This is a genomic window from Treponema saccharophilum DSM 2985, assembly GCF_000255555.1.
Taxonomy (GTDB): domain Bacteria; phylum Spirochaetota; class Spirochaetia; order Treponematales; family Treponemataceae; genus Treponema_D; species Treponema_D saccharophilum.
In genome coordinates this window covers 71,119-86,514 of sequence record NZ_AGRW01000047.1, presented here as the reverse complement: position 1 = coordinate 86,514, position 15,396 = coordinate 71,119, and the positions used below count along the sequence as shown (strand labels likewise).

The 15,396-nt window shown below is 53.3% G+C and carries 16 protein-coding genes; 9 read left to right on the top strand and 7 right to left on the bottom strand.

The features are described from left to right. The first annotated feature begins 89 nt into the window (after positions 1-89). The 4 genes from TRESADRAFT_RS07740 to TRESADRAFT_RS07725 all read left to right on the top strand — a co-directional run bounded on the left by TRESADRAFT_RS07740 (position 90) and on the right by TRESADRAFT_RS07725 (position 4,687). On the top strand, positions 90-1,451 hold the full coding sequence (locus tag TRESADRAFT_RS07740; RefSeq protein ID WP_002704499.1) for an SH3 domain-containing protein: 1,362 nt from the start codon (positions 90-92) through the stop codon (positions 1,449-1,451). A gap of 459 nt (positions 1,452-1,910) precedes the next feature. Continuing rightward, positions 1,911-2,087: a hypothetical protein gene (locus tag TRESADRAFT_RS16395; RefSeq protein WP_002704498.1), complete on the top strand. Its 177-nt coding sequence runs from the start codon at positions 1,911-1,913 to the stop codon at positions 2,085-2,087. 19 nt (positions 2,088-2,106) lie between these two features. After that, on the top strand, positions 2,107-3,633 hold the full coding sequence (locus TRESADRAFT_RS07730) for a Na+/H+ antiporter NhaC family protein (RefSeq protein ID WP_002704497.1): 1,527 nt from the start codon (positions 2,107-2,109) through the stop codon (positions 3,631-3,633). A gap of 109 nt (positions 3,634-3,742) precedes the next feature. Next, a complete protein-coding gene (locus TRESADRAFT_RS07725; protein ID WP_002704496.1) occupies positions 3,743-4,687 on the top strand; it encodes a hypothetical protein in 945 nt (314 codons plus the stop codon). A gap of 115 nt (positions 4,688-4,802) precedes the next feature. On the opposite strand, the gene TRESADRAFT_RS07720 is transcribed toward TRESADRAFT_RS07725, so the two are convergent. After that, on the bottom strand, positions 4,803-5,597 hold the full coding sequence (locus TRESADRAFT_RS07720; protein ID WP_002704494.1) for a formate/nitrite transporter family protein: 795 nt from the start codon (positions 5,595-5,597) through the stop codon (positions 4,803-4,805). A 170-nt stretch (positions 5,598-5,767) separates the two neighbouring features. Between TRESADRAFT_RS07720 and TRESADRAFT_RS07715 the strand changes: the two genes are divergently transcribed. Continuing rightward, the gene (locus TRESADRAFT_RS07715; RefSeq protein WP_342610090.1) at positions 5,768-6,067 is read left to right on the top strand and encodes a restriction endonuclease subunit S; all 300 of its coding nucleotides are present in this window, start codon (positions 5,768-5,770) and stop codon (positions 6,065-6,067) included. A gap of 125 nt (positions 6,068-6,192) precedes the next feature. On the opposite strand, the gene TRESADRAFT_RS07710 is transcribed toward TRESADRAFT_RS07715, so the two are convergent. From TRESADRAFT_RS07710 to TRESADRAFT_RS07690, 5 genes are all read right to left on the bottom strand, one after another. After that, complete coding sequence (locus TRESADRAFT_RS07710) at positions 6,193-6,888, bottom strand: hypothetical protein (protein WP_002704492.1); 696 nt, start codon at positions 6,886-6,888, stop codon at positions 6,193-6,195. 4 nt (positions 6,889-6,892) lie between these two features. Beyond that, positions 6,893-7,186, bottom strand: coding sequence for a hypothetical protein (locus TRESADRAFT_RS07705; RefSeq protein ID WP_002704490.1), 294 nt, complete (start codon positions 7,184-7,186; stop codon positions 6,893-6,895). A 164-nt stretch (positions 7,187-7,350) separates the two neighbouring features. Beyond that, positions 7,351-7,860: a GNAT family N-acetyltransferase gene (locus tag TRESADRAFT_RS07700; RefSeq protein WP_002704488.1), complete on the bottom strand. Its 510-nt coding sequence runs from the start codon at positions 7,858-7,860 to the stop codon at positions 7,351-7,353. A 165-nt stretch (positions 7,861-8,025) separates the two neighbouring features. Then, positions 8,026-8,328 carry a glutaredoxin domain-containing protein gene (locus TRESADRAFT_RS07695; protein ID WP_002704484.1) on the bottom strand — a complete coding sequence of 101 codons (303 nt, stop codon included), beginning with the start codon at positions 8,326-8,328 and terminating at the stop codon, positions 8,026-8,028. Positions 8,329-8,353: 25 nt separating this feature from the next. Continuing rightward, complete coding sequence (locus tag TRESADRAFT_RS07690) at positions 8,354-8,746, bottom strand: pyridoxamine 5'-phosphate oxidase family protein (RefSeq protein ID WP_002704482.1); 393 nt, start codon at positions 8,744-8,746, stop codon at positions 8,354-8,356. Between the two features lie 129 nt (positions 8,747-8,875). On the opposite strand from TRESADRAFT_RS07690, the gene TRESADRAFT_RS07685 reads away from it, so the two are divergent. Further along, positions 8,876-10,618: a hypothetical protein gene (locus TRESADRAFT_RS07685; RefSeq protein ID WP_002704480.1), complete on the top strand. Its 1,743-nt coding sequence runs from the start codon at positions 8,876-8,878 to the stop codon at positions 10,616-10,618. Positions 10,619-10,690: 72 nt separating this feature from the next. Here the strand turns inward: TRESADRAFT_RS07685 and TRESADRAFT_RS07680 are convergent, their stop codons facing one another. Further along, a complete protein-coding gene (locus TRESADRAFT_RS07680) occupies positions 10,691-11,803 on the bottom strand; it encodes an ABC transporter substrate-binding protein (RefSeq protein WP_002704478.1) in 1,113 nt (370 codons plus the stop codon). Between the two features lie 247 nt (positions 11,804-12,050). Here TRESADRAFT_RS07680 and TRESADRAFT_RS07675 point away from each other — a divergent pair, with 247 nt between their 5' ends. Genes TRESADRAFT_RS07675 through TRESADRAFT_RS07665 form a run of 3 tightly spaced genes read left to right on the top strand, consistent with a single transcriptional unit; the run spans position 12,051 to position 15,224 of the window. Continuing rightward, entirely contained in the window at positions 12,051-12,809 is a 759-nt protein-coding gene (locus TRESADRAFT_RS07675; RefSeq protein ID WP_002704477.1) for a nucleotide-binding protein, read from the top strand. Beyond that, positions 12,802-14,055 carry a nitrogenase component 1 gene (locus tag TRESADRAFT_RS07670; protein WP_002704475.1) on the top strand — a complete coding sequence of 418 codons (1,254 nt, stop codon included), beginning with the start codon at positions 12,802-12,804 and terminating at the stop codon, positions 14,053-14,055. The genes TRESADRAFT_RS07675 and TRESADRAFT_RS07670 overlap by 8 nt, the downstream gene beginning before the upstream one ends. Beyond that, the gene (locus tag TRESADRAFT_RS07665) at positions 14,052-15,224 is read left to right on the top strand and encodes a nitrogenase component 1 (protein WP_002704473.1); all 1,173 of its coding nucleotides are present in this window, start codon (positions 14,052-14,054) and stop codon (positions 15,222-15,224) included. Before TRESADRAFT_RS07670 ends, TRESADRAFT_RS07665 begins: the two co-directional genes overlap by 4 nt. Positions 15,225-15,396: the final 172 nt, after the last annotated feature.

Below are 15,396 nucleotides of genomic sequence, written 5' to 3'. Positions count from 1 at the left end.
AACACCGTCATGCTGAAGTCATTTCCCGTCATGCAGAAGTCGATTCAGCATCTGCTTTCATGTGTAACTTGGACAAAGAGGAGAAGATTATGAAAAGAATGAGAAACGTTGTTGCATTGGTTTTGCTTTTTTCAATGCGAATGAGCGCGGGGGTCGCTGATGGCAGCGTTGATTTGGACTCAAGAGCATACAAATATATCAGCAGTCCCTCTTCCCCGCTATATAGCGAAAGCGAGTTGCTTGAAGATGTAAAAGAACATGGCTCAATTCAGGCGGAGTTTTTTCCATACGTCAAAGGCGTGACTTATATGCGACCAAAAAGGCAAGAAGAAGAACTTTGCTGGGACGATTTTCCTGTAGAATACAAATACGCGCTCCCAAATCTTTCTCTGGACGGCAAAGGTTTTAAGGGCGTGGAATGTATTGTCGTGAGGGATACGCTATCTTTTTGGGAAGATGTTGATGAAGAAGATTTTGGGACGCTGAGTTTTGAGCCAGCGGGAGAAAAGATTTCTGTCTACGGCATTGCAGGCTTCGGAATAGAAGACGGCTTGCTTTACCCGATTTATTATCTTCGCACTGGAGGCTACATTCGGGGAATCGACATTGCGCCTTTGAGCAGCCTTATTTTCGCGAGGAACGGAAAAGGAAGAAAAATGAGTATTGCCTTTCAAGCGGTGCTGAAGCGCATTACGAGCAAAAGCACGGGTATAGCGTTCAATGAAATCGAGCGGGCTTTGAGAACCGTAAACACAGAGGATTCATCAAACTTCTTAAGCTACATTCCGTATTTCATCGACTGCGACGGCAAAAGTCAAAGACTTCCTGCATTATGGTACGACAAAAAATACAGGCTTTTGTATCCGCTCAATATGAAAAATCCTGTGCCGATTCTGGAAGAAAAATCTTTTTCTTACGGGATTTCTGCCAGCGGCGGCGAGTATATCTTGATTTTTGCACTTGAGCCCAAGGACGACATCTTCTGTTCCCTCAATAATATCTGCATGTACAAGGTCAGAGAAAAATACAAAGGCTTGAGCAATCATTTTTTTACAGAAAACGGCGTTGCAGTTTACGAGTTTGAGCACATTGGCAAAGAAATAACACAGAACGAAGTTACGCTCTATTTGCAAGACGAAACAAATCCGTACAAGTTCAGCAAAACAAGCAAGACCGACGGCGAACCGCAAGGACGGAGCAAGACGCACAAACAAAACGATTTTGTAAATCCGATTTGCCGTTTGAAGATGCGAGAAAAACCGAATCTTGACGCACAAGTTTTGGGAACGCTTGAAGCTGGCACGCTGCTAAAGATTGTGCAAGTTGGCGAACAGGAGCAAATCGACGGCGTTATGGCAAGCTGGGCGAAAGTGGAAGCGGTGAACGATGAGCATTTTGTTGAAGGTGGCGAAGTCAGCACAGGCTGGGTTTTCGGCGGATATTTGGAGTAGGAGAAAAAGCTGAGATACAAAATTGCCAAGTCTTGCGCATACACGCCGTTTGTTTTCTGTGCGCTCGAATTCGTGATAAAATCATTTGAGTTCGGCATTTTTGTTTGGTTCGCCTTGATTGTGCTGTCAGTCGGCGGGCTTTTGTTTTCTGTGCTTGCGTGGGCGAACAAGGAATGCCGATTTTTCTCGAAAGTGTTCTTTTTCTCGCTCCTGCATTTTAGCATGGTGGGGCTCTGGTATTTTTTCTTGGAAATGTATATCTATTCGGCTTGACGGAGAATTTACGAGGAAAAAAACTTCTCCTTGTCATGCTGAAAAAGTCCTGAGCATCCGCGGTATTTGTCAGAAAACAAGTATTTTTGAACTTATTCAAAATTAATATAATGGGAGCCGGAAAAGCACCGCGGACTGCTTTCGGCTGCCCCGTGCTCCGCAATAACCGGAAGGTGAGGTATTTTTATGGAAACAATCGAAGTTTCAAACGAGAAGGCGCTCAAAGCGCTTGTGCAGATAAAGACATACTGCGCGGCAACAAATCTTGACGAGCTCAACTACGTCATAAAAATCATGAAAAAACTTCAGGACGCGGGGGTGACAAAACCACTCGAAGCGGATTTCACCACGCTCAAAAATTAGGATTTCAGAAGGAAATAAAATGGCAACGAACTCATTTTTGTCTTTAGTGCCTGCCGTCGTCGCGATTGTGCTGGCGCTCTGCACAAAGGAAGTATACTCTTCGCTTTTTGTCGGAATCGTAATCGGGGGCGTTTTTTATGCGAGCGACGCCTCAAGCGGATTTTCGGGATTTTTCAATCACGTCTTCAAGGACGGGATGATTGCGCAGCTTTCCGACAAGTGGAACGTGGGAATTCTCGTCTTCCTCGTCGTTTTGGGAACGATGGTCGCGCTGATGAACAAGGCGGGCGGCTCTGCTGCTTTCGGCGACTGGGCAAAAAAGCATATCAAAAGCAAGGTCGGCGCCCAAATCGCGACGGTCTGCCTCGGCATTCTGATTTTCATCGACGATTATTTCAACTGCCTCACCGTCGGCTCGGTGATGAAAAGCGTCACCGACAAGTACGGCGTGTCGAAATCGAAGCTCGCCTACCTTATCGACGCGACGGCCGCGCCGGTGTGCATCATCGCGCCCATCAGCTCGTGGGCGGCAGCGGTGAGCGGCTTCGTGAGCGAGGGCGAGAACGGAATCGCGCTTTTCTGCAAGGCAATCCCGTTCAACTTCTACGCGTTTTTCACGCTCATCATGGTTTTCTCGATGGCCTTCATGCGCTTCGAATACGGCGAGATGGCGAAGTGGGAAAATCCGCTCGCGCTCGCCGGCTCGGGCTCAAGCGGGGACGACACCGAGGTCGTGAAGAAAAACGGCAAGGTGATTGACCTTGTCCTCCCGATTGCGCTTCTGATTCTCTTCTGCGTCGTGTCGATGGTCTACACGGGCGGCTTCTTCACCTCTGGAAACGAGAACTACCTTGATTTCGTGAACGCTTTCGCATCGAGCGACGCGTCGATAGGGCTTGTCCTTGGCTCGTTCTCCGCTTTTCTGCTCACGCTTCTTTTCTACATTCCGCGGCGCGTTATTTCGTTCAAGTCGGCCATGCTCTGCATTCCGGACGGCTTCAAGGCGATGGTTCCCGCGATTCTGATTCTCACGCTTGCCTGGACGCTGAAAGCGATGACGGACAGCCTCGGCGCGGCAAAATACGTCGCGGGGCTTGTCGGGGGGAGCGCGGTGGGCTTCCAGAATTTCCTGCCCGCGATGATTTTCGTGATTGCGCTTTTCCTGGCGTTCGCGACGGGAACGTCCTGGGGAACGTTCGGCATCCTTATCCCGATTTGCATCGCGGCGTTTCCTGAAGGCTCTCTCCGCATCATCTCGATTTCGGCGTGCATGGCGGGAGCCGTGTGCGGCGACCACATCTCCCCGATTTCCGACACGACGATTATGGCGAGCGCTGGCGCCCAGTGCGACCACATCAACCACGTCGCGACGCAGCTTCCGTATGCGATTTCCGTGGCGCTCGTGTCGTTTTTGACATACATCGTCGCGGGATTCGCGCAAATCCTCGGAATCGTGGCGAGCGCCGTAATCTCGTGGGTTTTCGGCGTCGCGCTCCTCATTTCCATGCTCGTCTTCATGAAGAGAAGGGCGGCAAAAAAGAGGTGACGTACAAACTGCGCGCGGAATTCCCTTCATGGCGGAACATTCCCGCGCGTTTTTCCCGGGCGGATTTTCGGAATGATGCCCGGATTTTTTTTGGATGACAGGAAAAAAAATGGAAACTCTTTTCGGAAGGAGAGTGCTTCGCGCCTCCGCGTTCATGATGGCTGTTGTCGTTCTGATGGTCGGCGTGGCCGAGTTCTTTTGCGAGCGGGAAATCATCTTCCCGGAAGTCGCGGCATTGTGCGCGGGATGCTTCCTTTCCCCGCGCCTCGTCTGGACGACAGGATACGTTCGGATGGTGCTCTGCGTGTCGCTCTGCGCCGTCCTGGGCGTCCTGATTGTCCGTTTCGTGCCGGCCCCCGTTCCCGTCCAGTTCGCCGCCGCGGTGCTTTTGGGGCAGCTCGTGCTTTTCGCGTCGAGGACGACGTTCGCGCCGCTCGTCTCGGCAATCGCGCTTCCTGTCCTCATTCAGACGCGGAGCTTCGTCTATGTCGCCGCCGCTTTCTTCCTGACGGTGCTCGTCGTCGTTCTACGCGCCGTCGCGGTGCGGCTCGGGATTGCCGAGGCGGTGAAGGGCGGAAGCGTCTCCGTTCCCGTGCGCGAATTCGTTCCCGTTCTGGTTTTCAGAATGGCCGTCGTCTGCGCGCTTTCGGCATTCGCGATTCCCGCCGGGCTGAAATTCATCGTGGCTCCGCCGCTTGTCGTCGCGTTCACGGAGCTTTCCGGTAGGGGCAGCCGCGCGATGTCCCGCCCGTTCTCCGCCGTCGCCCTCATCACGCTCTGCGCGCTCTCAGGCTCGCTGTGCCGGCTCGCTTTCTGTGCTGGGCTCGGCCTGCCGCTTTCGTCCGCCGCTTTCGTTTCGTCTGCCGCAAGTATCGCGCTTGTCCGGCTTTTCGGGATGGTCTTTCCTCCTGCCGCCGCGCTGTGCGTCCTCGCGCTCCTCATCCCCGCCGAGTCCGTTGCGTTCTTTCCGCTTCAGGTCTTTGCCGGAATAACCGTTTTCGTCCTTGCCTCCGCGCTCTGGCGGAAAATGACGGGCGGGAAATCGGCTTCCTGATGGGGACGGGCCGCCCCGTTTTCCGGCGGGTTCTCTTTCGTCGCCACGGGGCCGAGTCCGGGCAAAAAAAATCCCGGAAAGCGAATTTCCGGGGTTTCGAAGGCGCGCTGTGTTTTTAGTCGTCGTCGCGCTGCGTGAGGAACACGAGCCAATATCCGGCGCCGACGAGAATCGAGCCGCCGATGATGTTTCCTATCGTCACGGGAAGGAGATTCTTCCAGAAGAAATTCAGCCAGGTAAGCCCTTCCGCCGTGTATCCGTAGACGTGCGTCGCAATCAGCCCCGTCGGGATGAAATACATGTTTGCGACAGAGTGCTCGAACCCGCATATGACGAAAAGCACAATCGGAAGGTAGAGCGCCACGATTTTTCCGGGAACCTCCTCTGTTGAGAAGGAGACCCAGACCGCGATGCAGACGAGGAAGTTGCAGAGAATTCCCTTTATCATCGCGTCGATGAACGGCATCGAAACCTTCGCCTTTGCGGTGCTTACCGCGAGCCGCGCAAGCTCCCCGTCATACATGCTCAGGACGTGCCCGAAATTGACGAGCGCCGAGACGATGACGCCGCCGACGAGGTTCCCGAGGTAGACGAAGAACCAGCTTCTGAGCATCGCCGTCATGTACGTGTTTTTCGACAGGACGGAGATGAAGATGAGGCAGTTTCCGGTGAAAAGCTCGCCGCCCGCGATGATTACCATCATCAGCCCGATAGGGAAGACAAGCCCGCTCAAAAACCTTCCGAGCGCGACAGGCACGACACCGCATGACACAATCTGGCTTGTCAGACCTCCCAATGCGATGAAAATCCCGGCGAATACTGCGAGGACGAACATGACCCAAGATTTTCGCGTCGTCTTTCCGTCGCCGACCATGATGTACAAATTAGCGATTTCTGCAGGTGTATTCATACGATTCCTTCTTGCTTGTTTGGTGCGTTTTTCCCGAATGGAAAAACAGGTTATTATGACAATACCATTTAATGGAAGAATTGTACACGGGAAAAATTCCCGATTATGCGCGGGCTGAAAAACGATTCAGTTTTTGACAAACTCCAAAATCGGTTGCAATAAAAGATGATTTGTTGTTGACTTGTAAAGGAACTGTTGGAGAAATGGCTTTTTTGAAAGAAAAAAAAGTTCATATCGCAAGACAGGTTATGTCTATCCGTTCATCAGAAAAAATTAGTTTAGGATATGTAAAAATCTATTTAACAACACAAATTGAGAATCTTAAATCAAAAGCTAAATCTATGATTCCGGGAATTGCAAGAGAAGATGTTATTTCGTCATTGTTTCCTCTCCCGCCCCTTGCCGAACAAAAACGCATTGTCGCCGCAATCGAAAAAATGATGCCGTTGTGCGAGAAACTTGGAGTGTAATCCAAATGCCCACACCAACCAAAAGCGAAATCATAATTTTCAAGACCCCGGGCAATACTTTTTCCGTTGACGTTTGATTTGATGTCGGACTTGTATGGTTCAAGCAATGCCCATGGTTCTCCCATTTACGGCTCAAGCTCAATCTCGGTGGTGCAGTCCTCGTTCTCGTGTCCTTCCTCCGAGGGGTTGTATCCGACCGTGATTTTGTATTTCCGCTTTCCCGTCTTCTCGATGTCGGAGACGCCCGCGCCGCTCGTGTATATTCCCCTTTTTGAAAGCTCGTCGGCAAGGTCGAGCGTCCTGATTTCGTTTCCGTCGGAGAATTTCCTGAAGACGATTTTCCTGTCGGCGTAGAAGTACGAGGATTCGATGAGGATGTCGTCCTCCTCGTCCTCGAACGGAAAAAACGCCGTGACGGTCTTCTCGACGTCGAGCGTCTTGTAGTTCCTGTACTCAAACCGCATCCCGCCGCCCGTCGTCGCCCATTTGTAGACGAGGTGCTCCTTCATCCAGCTGACGCCGAAGCATGCCCAGCCCGGCTCCCTCTCCGCGATGATGTTCCCCGTGCGCAGGTCGTAGAGCGTGATGAGGAACGCGCGCGCCTTGTCCGGCCGGTGGTAGACGAGCAGCTTGTCCCTTTCGGGCGAGACGAAGTAGTCGGAGATGAGCTCCCAGTTCCTGAAATTCGTAATCTGCCGCCCGTTCCCGTCGAAGACCTGCCTGCAGTACCATTTCCCGCCGAGCTTGCATTCCGAGTCCTCCGCAAAAACGGGAAGGATGCGGATGATGAGCGCGGCAAAAAGCAATTTCCTGATGTTCATGATGCTATTGAGTTATACGCGCAAGCCGCCCGAGAATCAATAGCGCGGCAAGAAGAATCAGATAGGCAGAGAAGGGCAGGAGCGCCCGGAAATTCCCGCGCCTGATGCTGAAAATCAGATACCGGAGCGGAGCGAGCGCGACGGCGCAGAATTTGAAGAATCCGGGAAGAATTCCCGCGTCCTCGTCCTCAACGGGAGTTTCCCTGCCGAGAGCGTCGTACATGTACGCCGACAGCCCAAGAAGCACAAGGGCGATTGCGATTGCCGCCGCAAGACAGACGGCCGATTCCATGCTCATTTTTCCTCCTTTTTGGCGTTTCCATTCTGTTCGCTTTTGGCAGGAATCTCCATTTCTGTGCGCCCTTGCCGCGGCGCCGCTTGATACGAAATTTTTGATGGGGAAGTTCGGGAAGAAGAACGAAAAACTGCGAGAGGTCTTTCCGATTTTCTTCCATATTTTTCTTACAAATCCTTCATATAAAGCACTTCGTCTTCAACAACCTTCCCCATAACCGTCTTCGTGAAGGCTTTCGCAAACTTCATTCCGTTTCGCTCTGCCACATGACGGCTGGGAAGATTGTCCGACTTCATATACGAGATGATTTTCTTCATGCCGCGCGTTTTTGCGAATTCTGCACAAGCCTTTGCAGCTTCTGTCGCGTATCCTTCCCCCCGAAACTCCTTGCGCAGGTGATAGCCGATTTCTGGGAAGAAATCGTTTTCCACCTGCTGCATGGTAATTCCGCAGTCGCCAATCATCTCGCCGCTTTCTTTTAGGCAGACCGCCCAAAGTCCAAATCCGTATTTTTCGTAATTGCCCTGATTCCATTTTATCCAGTTCTCAACTTCCTCCCGCGAAAAAGGATGCGGATAAAACTTCATCGATTCCGGGTCGCTTAAGACAAGCGCAAGCGCGTCGGCATCTTCCGGAGTCATCTCGCGCAGAAAAAGCCGTTCTGTTTCCAATATCATATTTTCCACCTTTAACAAAGCAGATTGATGAGAATCGGCTTCGGCGTGCTAAAAACGCCGCTTCCCCTTGAGGCGCCTGTCGACGTCCGCGGGGGAAGCGACGTGCCGTTCGTCCGGCTTTCGGTGCTTGCCGGACTTATGTGGTAGGGAACCGTTCCCGCGCTTTCATTTCTGGGGAACGCCGCAGACGCCGTCGGAGCATTCCGCTTTTTGTGGCGGCGTTTTCAGGAATTCCTGCCATTTGAACGTGAGCGAGCCGTCCTCCGTCTGGACAATCGGGATGCCGATAAGCCCCTTTTCCTTTGCCTTCGCGAATTTCTCGTTCGAGTCGCGGAGCGCAAGGAAGGCTTTCAGCTCCTTCAAGTTTCCGGTGATGTCGTGGTATTCGTATGCGACGCCCTCCGCGGCGAAAGCTTTCTCAAGCTCAATGCAGTCAGGGCACATTTTTGAGCCGTAAACGTTCAGCATCGTTTTTCTCCTTTCGTCCGAAAACCTAAAATTTCACGACTTTTGGCGGAGCGGCGAAGCTTGAGAGCGTCGCCGTCGCGTTTTTGAGGTAGAGGACCTGCGTGTTCTCGTCCTCCGCCGAGTACATTTTCTTCAGCTCGGGGTAGCTTTCGAGCATCGCTTTTTTCGGCTCGATTCTGTCGTCGTCGACAAGCTCTCCGGCGACGCGGCACCATTCGCTTCCGTTGAAGCAGCAGAGCTCCACTTTCGGATTCTTCTGAATCTGCTTGGAAACGTCCTTTTTCCTTCCGGTCTGGATGTAGATTTTTCCCTCGAAGATGTTGACCGTACCGAACGGGCGCACCCTCGGCTGTCCGTCCTCGACCGTGGCAAGGTAATACGTCCCGCATTTCTTGATGAATTCGTAGATTTCGTCCATTTGTTTCTCCTTTCGGGGAATTCCCGAACAGCACCATTCTACACTAAACCGCTGGGAGAATGGTGAAAAGACGCTTAAAAAAATGGTATTCTGTCCGCATTTCGAATAAAAAATTAAAAAGGAAAAAAAATGAAAATTCGCAAGATGAAAATCATCGCCGTGCTGATTTCCGCACTAGGCGTACTCGCATTGCTTGCCTCGTGCGAGCCGTTCGACATCGGGAACCTGAGGAGCGTCGAGAAGGCGAAGGCCGCCGCGCTCAAGACGCTGGAGGAGCGGTACGGCGTTCCGTTTGAGTTCGCAGATGACGATGATGGCGAGCCGCTCGACATGGAGACGTACATGCACTGGGACACAAAATCGTCGTTCTACGAGGTAAAGCACTGGGGGCAGGAATTCAAGCCGCAGCGACTGGGATGGCAGGAGGGGCTTTTTCCCATCCGCGTGATGAACGGGCTTGTGCGCCCCGCCGGCGAGAAGGAGACGGACGCTTTCCACACTTACAAGGTCAACGTCTATGCGAATTCCGTCTCCGACGGCGCGTACGGATACTTATATGAGGACGAGATAAAGCGGCGGATTATGGAGGTCTGGGAAAAACGCCCGAAGGATTTTCCGTTCCTCGACAAAATCAAAATCGAGGTGCGCACTGAAGGCATAAGAATCCCGGAGAACATACGGTCGATGAGCCTTGACGAGTTCTGCCCGATTGCCTACGACCAGTCCCTGTTCGCGTTCCGTATCCGCATTTACCTCTATCTTCCCGCGGACGGATACTGGGGAAAGCTCCAGAACGAATTCGTGTCGCATGTCGTGCGTTTTAAGGATGATCCTCCTGACCTGCGCGGATACCGTTTTTCCGACGAGGACTGGCGCACTCCGAACAAGCGCCTTGAGAAGGAGATGGAGGTGCTCGAAAAGGCGGTCGGAAAATTATACGAGCTTCTGAAGGCGGAGCCGAGTCTGAGCCAGTTCGTCGAAAAAAAATCGTTCGTTTTCTCGGGGCGGCTCGATGACCATTTTCTCGGAACGCACAATGTACTCGGAACGGACGTGTTCAACTGCATCGGCGATAAAATCAACACGATGAACTCGCGCTTCTCGGCGGGAATCGGATATTGGGATATGCCGACTGCGATTGACGAGTGGACGTACTACAATTACGACTCCCGCATGGACGTTCTGTGGCATAGACCCGAGGAGACCGACAAGGACAACGGGCTATTCGATATGAGCTGGTTTAGCGGAAACTGGCACGGACGGCTCGGAATCACGTGGGTCGAGCGGCACAGAAAGCCGAAGCCGCCTGCCGAACCTGAGTCGGCTGAAGAAAATACGGCGGACGGGGCGAATCCATCGGAAAAAACTGACGGGAATACGTCCGAGACCGGGAAAAAGACTGCGGACGGTGAGGATTCGGCGAAAAATGCGGAAGTTGCCGAAAACGAGGAGCCGCCCGTGGAGTACGACGACGGAATCGACGAGTCTCTGATAATCGAGAAGGAAGACCACTCGGACTGGGTCTGCCTTGACGGCTCTGCGGTGGACTGGGTTCTCTTTTTGCAGTGCCACCGCCCGACAACGGGAATAATCGAGTTCCGCAACGGATGTACTATGGTAAAAGAACCTGAGGACTACTCGCGGCTCAAGAAGGTTTTCGTGACGAACAGGGTGAACGGAAAGTCGAAGACGGTGACGCTCGCGGATACTTTTGAAATACAGAAAATCGACCTCCGCGACATAACCGAGCCCCAAATCGTGATGAACGTCTACGAGCTGCGCATCCTCGACGTGTATCCCGGAAAGAAGTACGAAGCCGCCGGCGTAAGCTACTTCAACATGGAGATTGCGGAGGCTCCTGACGGACGGTAGCCGAAAGGATTGCCCGCCCCGCCAAGAACAGCCGTTTTCTCGGCGGAGGGGCGGGGGAAATGAGCGCGGGAATCAGTTCTTGATTCCGCCTGCTGCGGCCCTGTTCGGCGTGAACATCGATTCGATGTCGGAGTCCGTCAATTCAATCTTGTAGAAATTCCGGTAAAACTCCTTGATTTCCGTCGGGATGTCGATGTCGCCGAACAAATCCGGGTGATGTTCCTTCGCGAGCCACAAAAGCGTGAGCGGGGAGTCCGTGTTCGTGACATACCAGCGGTATATTCCGAGCGGCATTTTGCGGACGTTCTTTTCTTTTACGGCGCGGACATTCGACCAGTCGTAATTCTGGAACGTGTTCTGATAAAGGTCTTCCGGAATCGCGTCGCTGAAATTGGTGATGTAGATTCTGTCGGGATTCCATTTGTAGACTTCTTCCACGGTGACCTGCGGCGTCCCCTTGTTCACGGCCGCGGCATTTTTCGCCCCCGACGCCGTAATCCAGTAGTCGCCCCACGTCCTCGTTCCCGGAATCTGCAGCGTCGTGTCGCTGTAACGGTGGATAATCATCGCGGACGGCTTTTTCTCCTCCGGAACGGCCGAAACCCGCTCCGCGACGAGGTTCTGGATTTTTTCCGCGTATTCCTTGTATGCGCGCGTGTCGCATTCCTTCCCCATGACTTCGGCAAGCAAATCAATCCAGGTGAATATCGTCTCGACGGCGTTGAAATTTTTTGCGTCCAGCGCGAATCCGACGGCCGGAATTCCTGCCTGCGTCGCCACGTCGTAATCTTCCATGACGCCCGACGCATAGAGGACGACGTCCGGCTTCAGTTTGATGAGCTCCTCCGCATTGAGGTGCCCGTTCTTGCTGAAGGAACTTTCAATTTTCGAGATTTCGGGGGCGGCTTTTATCAGCATTGAATTTTCCGCCGCGCTGATGATTGCCGGGTCGAGCCCAACCAGCCCCTCCGTCCCGAACATGAGGCAGTACGCCGATGCGAGCGGCCAGACCGAGGCGATTACGACGCGCCTGACTTCTTTGGGAAGCGTGACCGTGTTTCCGACCTGGTCCACGATTGTGCGCGTCCCGGCCGGTTCCTGCACGGCTGTTTTTTTGGTGCAGGAGCTGAAAAGAATCGCTGATGCTGCGAATAAAGCGGCGAATGCGTGAAAAGATTTTTTCATAATACCCATCCTTAACAAAAATTAGAGTGTGCTAACATACGTGTTTCACGCCTTTTAGTCAATAAAACCGCCCAAACATTTTTCGGGACGGCGGGTGGCTTGCCGTCCAGAGCGCGATTCGGAATCTTCGCGCGTGGTTTCCGAAAACTGAATTTTCATTTTTCGAGTTGACTAATTTCTGTTTTGCATGTTAGTGTCCGCTAATCAAAATTATTGACTACTCACAAATGTTAGAGGTGTAAACAAAATGGTCAAAATCGCAATATACGGCAAGGGCGGAATCGGAAAATCGACGACGACGGCGAACTTGTCTGCGGCATTAAGCAAAATGGGTCTGAAAGTAATGCAGATTGGCTGCGACCCGAAATCCGACTCCGTGAAAAACCTGTGCGGCGGAGAGAAAATAACTTCGGTCCTCGATGTCCTGAGAAGCAAAAAAAGCGAGGATGTAAAACTTGAGGATTTGGTTCATGTCGGCTTTAACGGCGTCCTGTGCGTCGAGGCGGGCGGCCCGACTCCGGGCATCGGCTGTGCGGGAAGGGGAATCATCACGGCGTTCGAGAAGCTTGAGGAGCTTGACGCTTACGAAATCCACAGGCCCGATGTCGTCCTTTACGATGTCCTTGGCGATGTCGTCTGCGGCGGATTTGCCATGCCGATAAGGAACGGATACGCCGACCATGTTTTTATCGTGACGAGCGGCGAGATGATGGCGTTGTATGCGGCGAACAACATCGTGAGCGCAATCAAGAATTTCGGAAACCGCGGGTATGCCTCATATGCCGGCGTGATTTTGAATTCGCGCAACGTCGAGAACGAGGTCGAGGTCGTCAGGAAAGCGCTGGATGAAATCGGCGGCGAGATTGTGCAGGTCGTGCCGCGCGACGGGACCGTTCAGGTTGCGGAGAATCAGGGGAAGACCGTAATCGAAGCGTGCCCGGACTCGGACATGGCGGGCGTCTACATGGCGCTCGCAAAGAAAGTGATGGAGAAGTGCAATGTGTAGCTGCCCGTCGTTCGAAAAAACGCTCCATTACGTTTCCCCCGCCCACGGCGGCTGGGGCGTCATCCGCGTGGCGGCAACCATGCCCGAAAGCTACATGCTGTTCGTCGCTCCCTTTGCGTGCGGACGCCACGGCGCGCTGGGCGGAATCCTTCACAACGTCAAGAATCAGGTAAGCTATCTGTTCATCGACGAGAGCGACATCGTCTCGGGAAATTACGAGCATCTCGTTCCGGATGCGGTGGAAGAGCTGCTCCAGTCACTTCCGAAACGCCCGAAAGTGATGATGATTTTTGTTTCCTGTCTCGACGACCTGCTCGGAACTGACCACGACGCCCTGAACGCGGAACTTTCCGCGCTCTGTCCCGACATCCGCTTCGTCACCTGCCACATGAATCCGTTCAAGCAGGACACGAAAATTCCTCCGATGGTCGGGCTGCAGCGCTCCCTGTTCAGCATCCTCGAAAAATCCGCCGACAGGAAGAAGCAGATTAACATGGTCGGAAACAACGCATCCGTCTCTTCCGGCTGCGAGCTTTTTTCGCTGCTGGGAGCGCAGGGCTGGAAAATCAACCACATCGGCACTGCTGAGACGCTCGACGAATTCCTCGGTTTTTCGTCCTCTCGCCTGAACCTCGTCCTCTCGCCGTCGGCTTCCCTTTCGAGCAGGATAATGGACGAGAAGCTCGGAATCCCTTTTCTGAATGCCTATCCGACGTACGACATCGATGAAATCGAGGAGACGTACCGCGAAATCGAGAGGCGGCTTGGCATCAGCCTGGGGGATTTTTCCGGGTACAAGAACCGAGCCGCGTCCGCAATCAAGAATGCTGCGGAAACAATCGGAAGCTATCCGGTCGTTATCGACTACCAGGCGGTCAGGAAGCCGTTTACGCTTGCGAACGTGCTTTTCGATGCGGGCTTCAACGTGAAGATGGTTGCCGTCGATGCTGTTCCCGAGTTCGAGAAGGTGGCGTGCGAAAAAATCCTTTCGAAAATCCCGGGCTTGATGATTATCGACGCGCTCCACCACGATTCGGTGAAATTCGAGCATGTGGACGAGGAGTGCCTCTCAATCGGGTTCAGCGTCGGCTACCTCACGAAGTCGAAGCATGTCGTCGATTTGATGGAAGACGAGACGCTGTACGGGTTTTACGGAATCGAACGGCTCATGGAAATGCTCGTGGACGCCTACGAGCATGAAAATTCAGCAGATGACCTCATCATCAAGGCAGGTATCGTCGTATGAGCAAACTGTGCATCACTCTTCCGCCGTATTCGCCGGATTATTCTGGCTGTGCTTCCGCCCTGTTCGAGCTTGGCGGCATGATTGTCCTCCACGACGCATCGGGCTGCACGGGAAATTACCTCGGGTACGACGAGCCGCGCTGGATGGGCTCGAAATCCGTCGTTTTCTGCTCGGGATTGCGGCATATGGATGCGATTCTCGGGAACGACAGCCTTCTGATTGACAGGATTATAAAAGCCGCAGAAAGCCTGAAGCCGAAATTCATCGCCCTTTTGGGAAGCCCCGTTCCGATGGTAATCGGCGCCGACTATGAGGGCATCATGCGGGAAGTCGAGAGCCGGACCGGTATCCCGTGCCTCGGGTTCGACACGAAGGGGCTTTCCTATTACGGAAAGGGAATTTCCATGGCGGCGATTTCACTCATCAAAAAATTCGCCCGGAAGGAGCGCGGGGCTGAGGACGGACGGCGCGGAATAAACATACTCGGCGTGACGCCGCTCGACTTCGGGAACAAGGGCGCCGAGAAAGCGTTCGTCAGCCTTTTTGAGCGCGCGGGAATCGAGGTGTGCTGCTGCTTTTCGATGGGGCATTCCGTCGAGGCGATAGAGAAATCCGTCTCGGCAAAGCTGAATGTCGTCGTGTCGCAGAGCGGAATTGAAATCGCGAAATTCATGGAAAAGAAGTACGCGATTCCGTATGTCACGGGAACGCCGATCGCCGACGGAAGCGCCGTCCTTTCGAAGGTGACGTCCTTTTTTGAAAGCGGAACCGTTCCCCGGCCGAAAAAGGCGGGCGCCGTCCTTCCGAAGAAGGTGCTCGTCGCGGGCGACCAGATTATCGCGCGCTCAATCTGCGAGGAGGCGGCGCGCGCTCACGGTGATGTGTCATTCGTCGCCGGAACGATGTTCGATTTTTCGCCCGAGGAAAGCCGCGAAGGCGACATTTTCATAGGGGATGAGGACGCGTTCCGGAAAATCGCGAACAGCGGCGAATTTTCGGGCATCGTCGCGGACCCGCTTGTCGCACAACTTCTGACGGACGAGGCAAAAAAACGCACGAAATTCTTCGCGCTTCCGCATGTCGCCGTCTCAAGCAAGGTGCATTGGGACGAGTCGCTCTCCGTTCTTGGGGCGGAAATGCGCGCGTTCATCTCGAACATCCGCGTGTGAAGCTTCCGTCAATCTGCCCGGTATGGCCGATTAACTTGAGAAGTGTCGTTCTGAACCTGTTTCGGAATCTGCAATCAAAAGATGCTGAAACAGGATTTCACATAAATCCGCTTCCTTACGGAAGCCGTTCGGCATGGCAATCTATCAGCAGTATTCGGGCAGGTTTCAATAC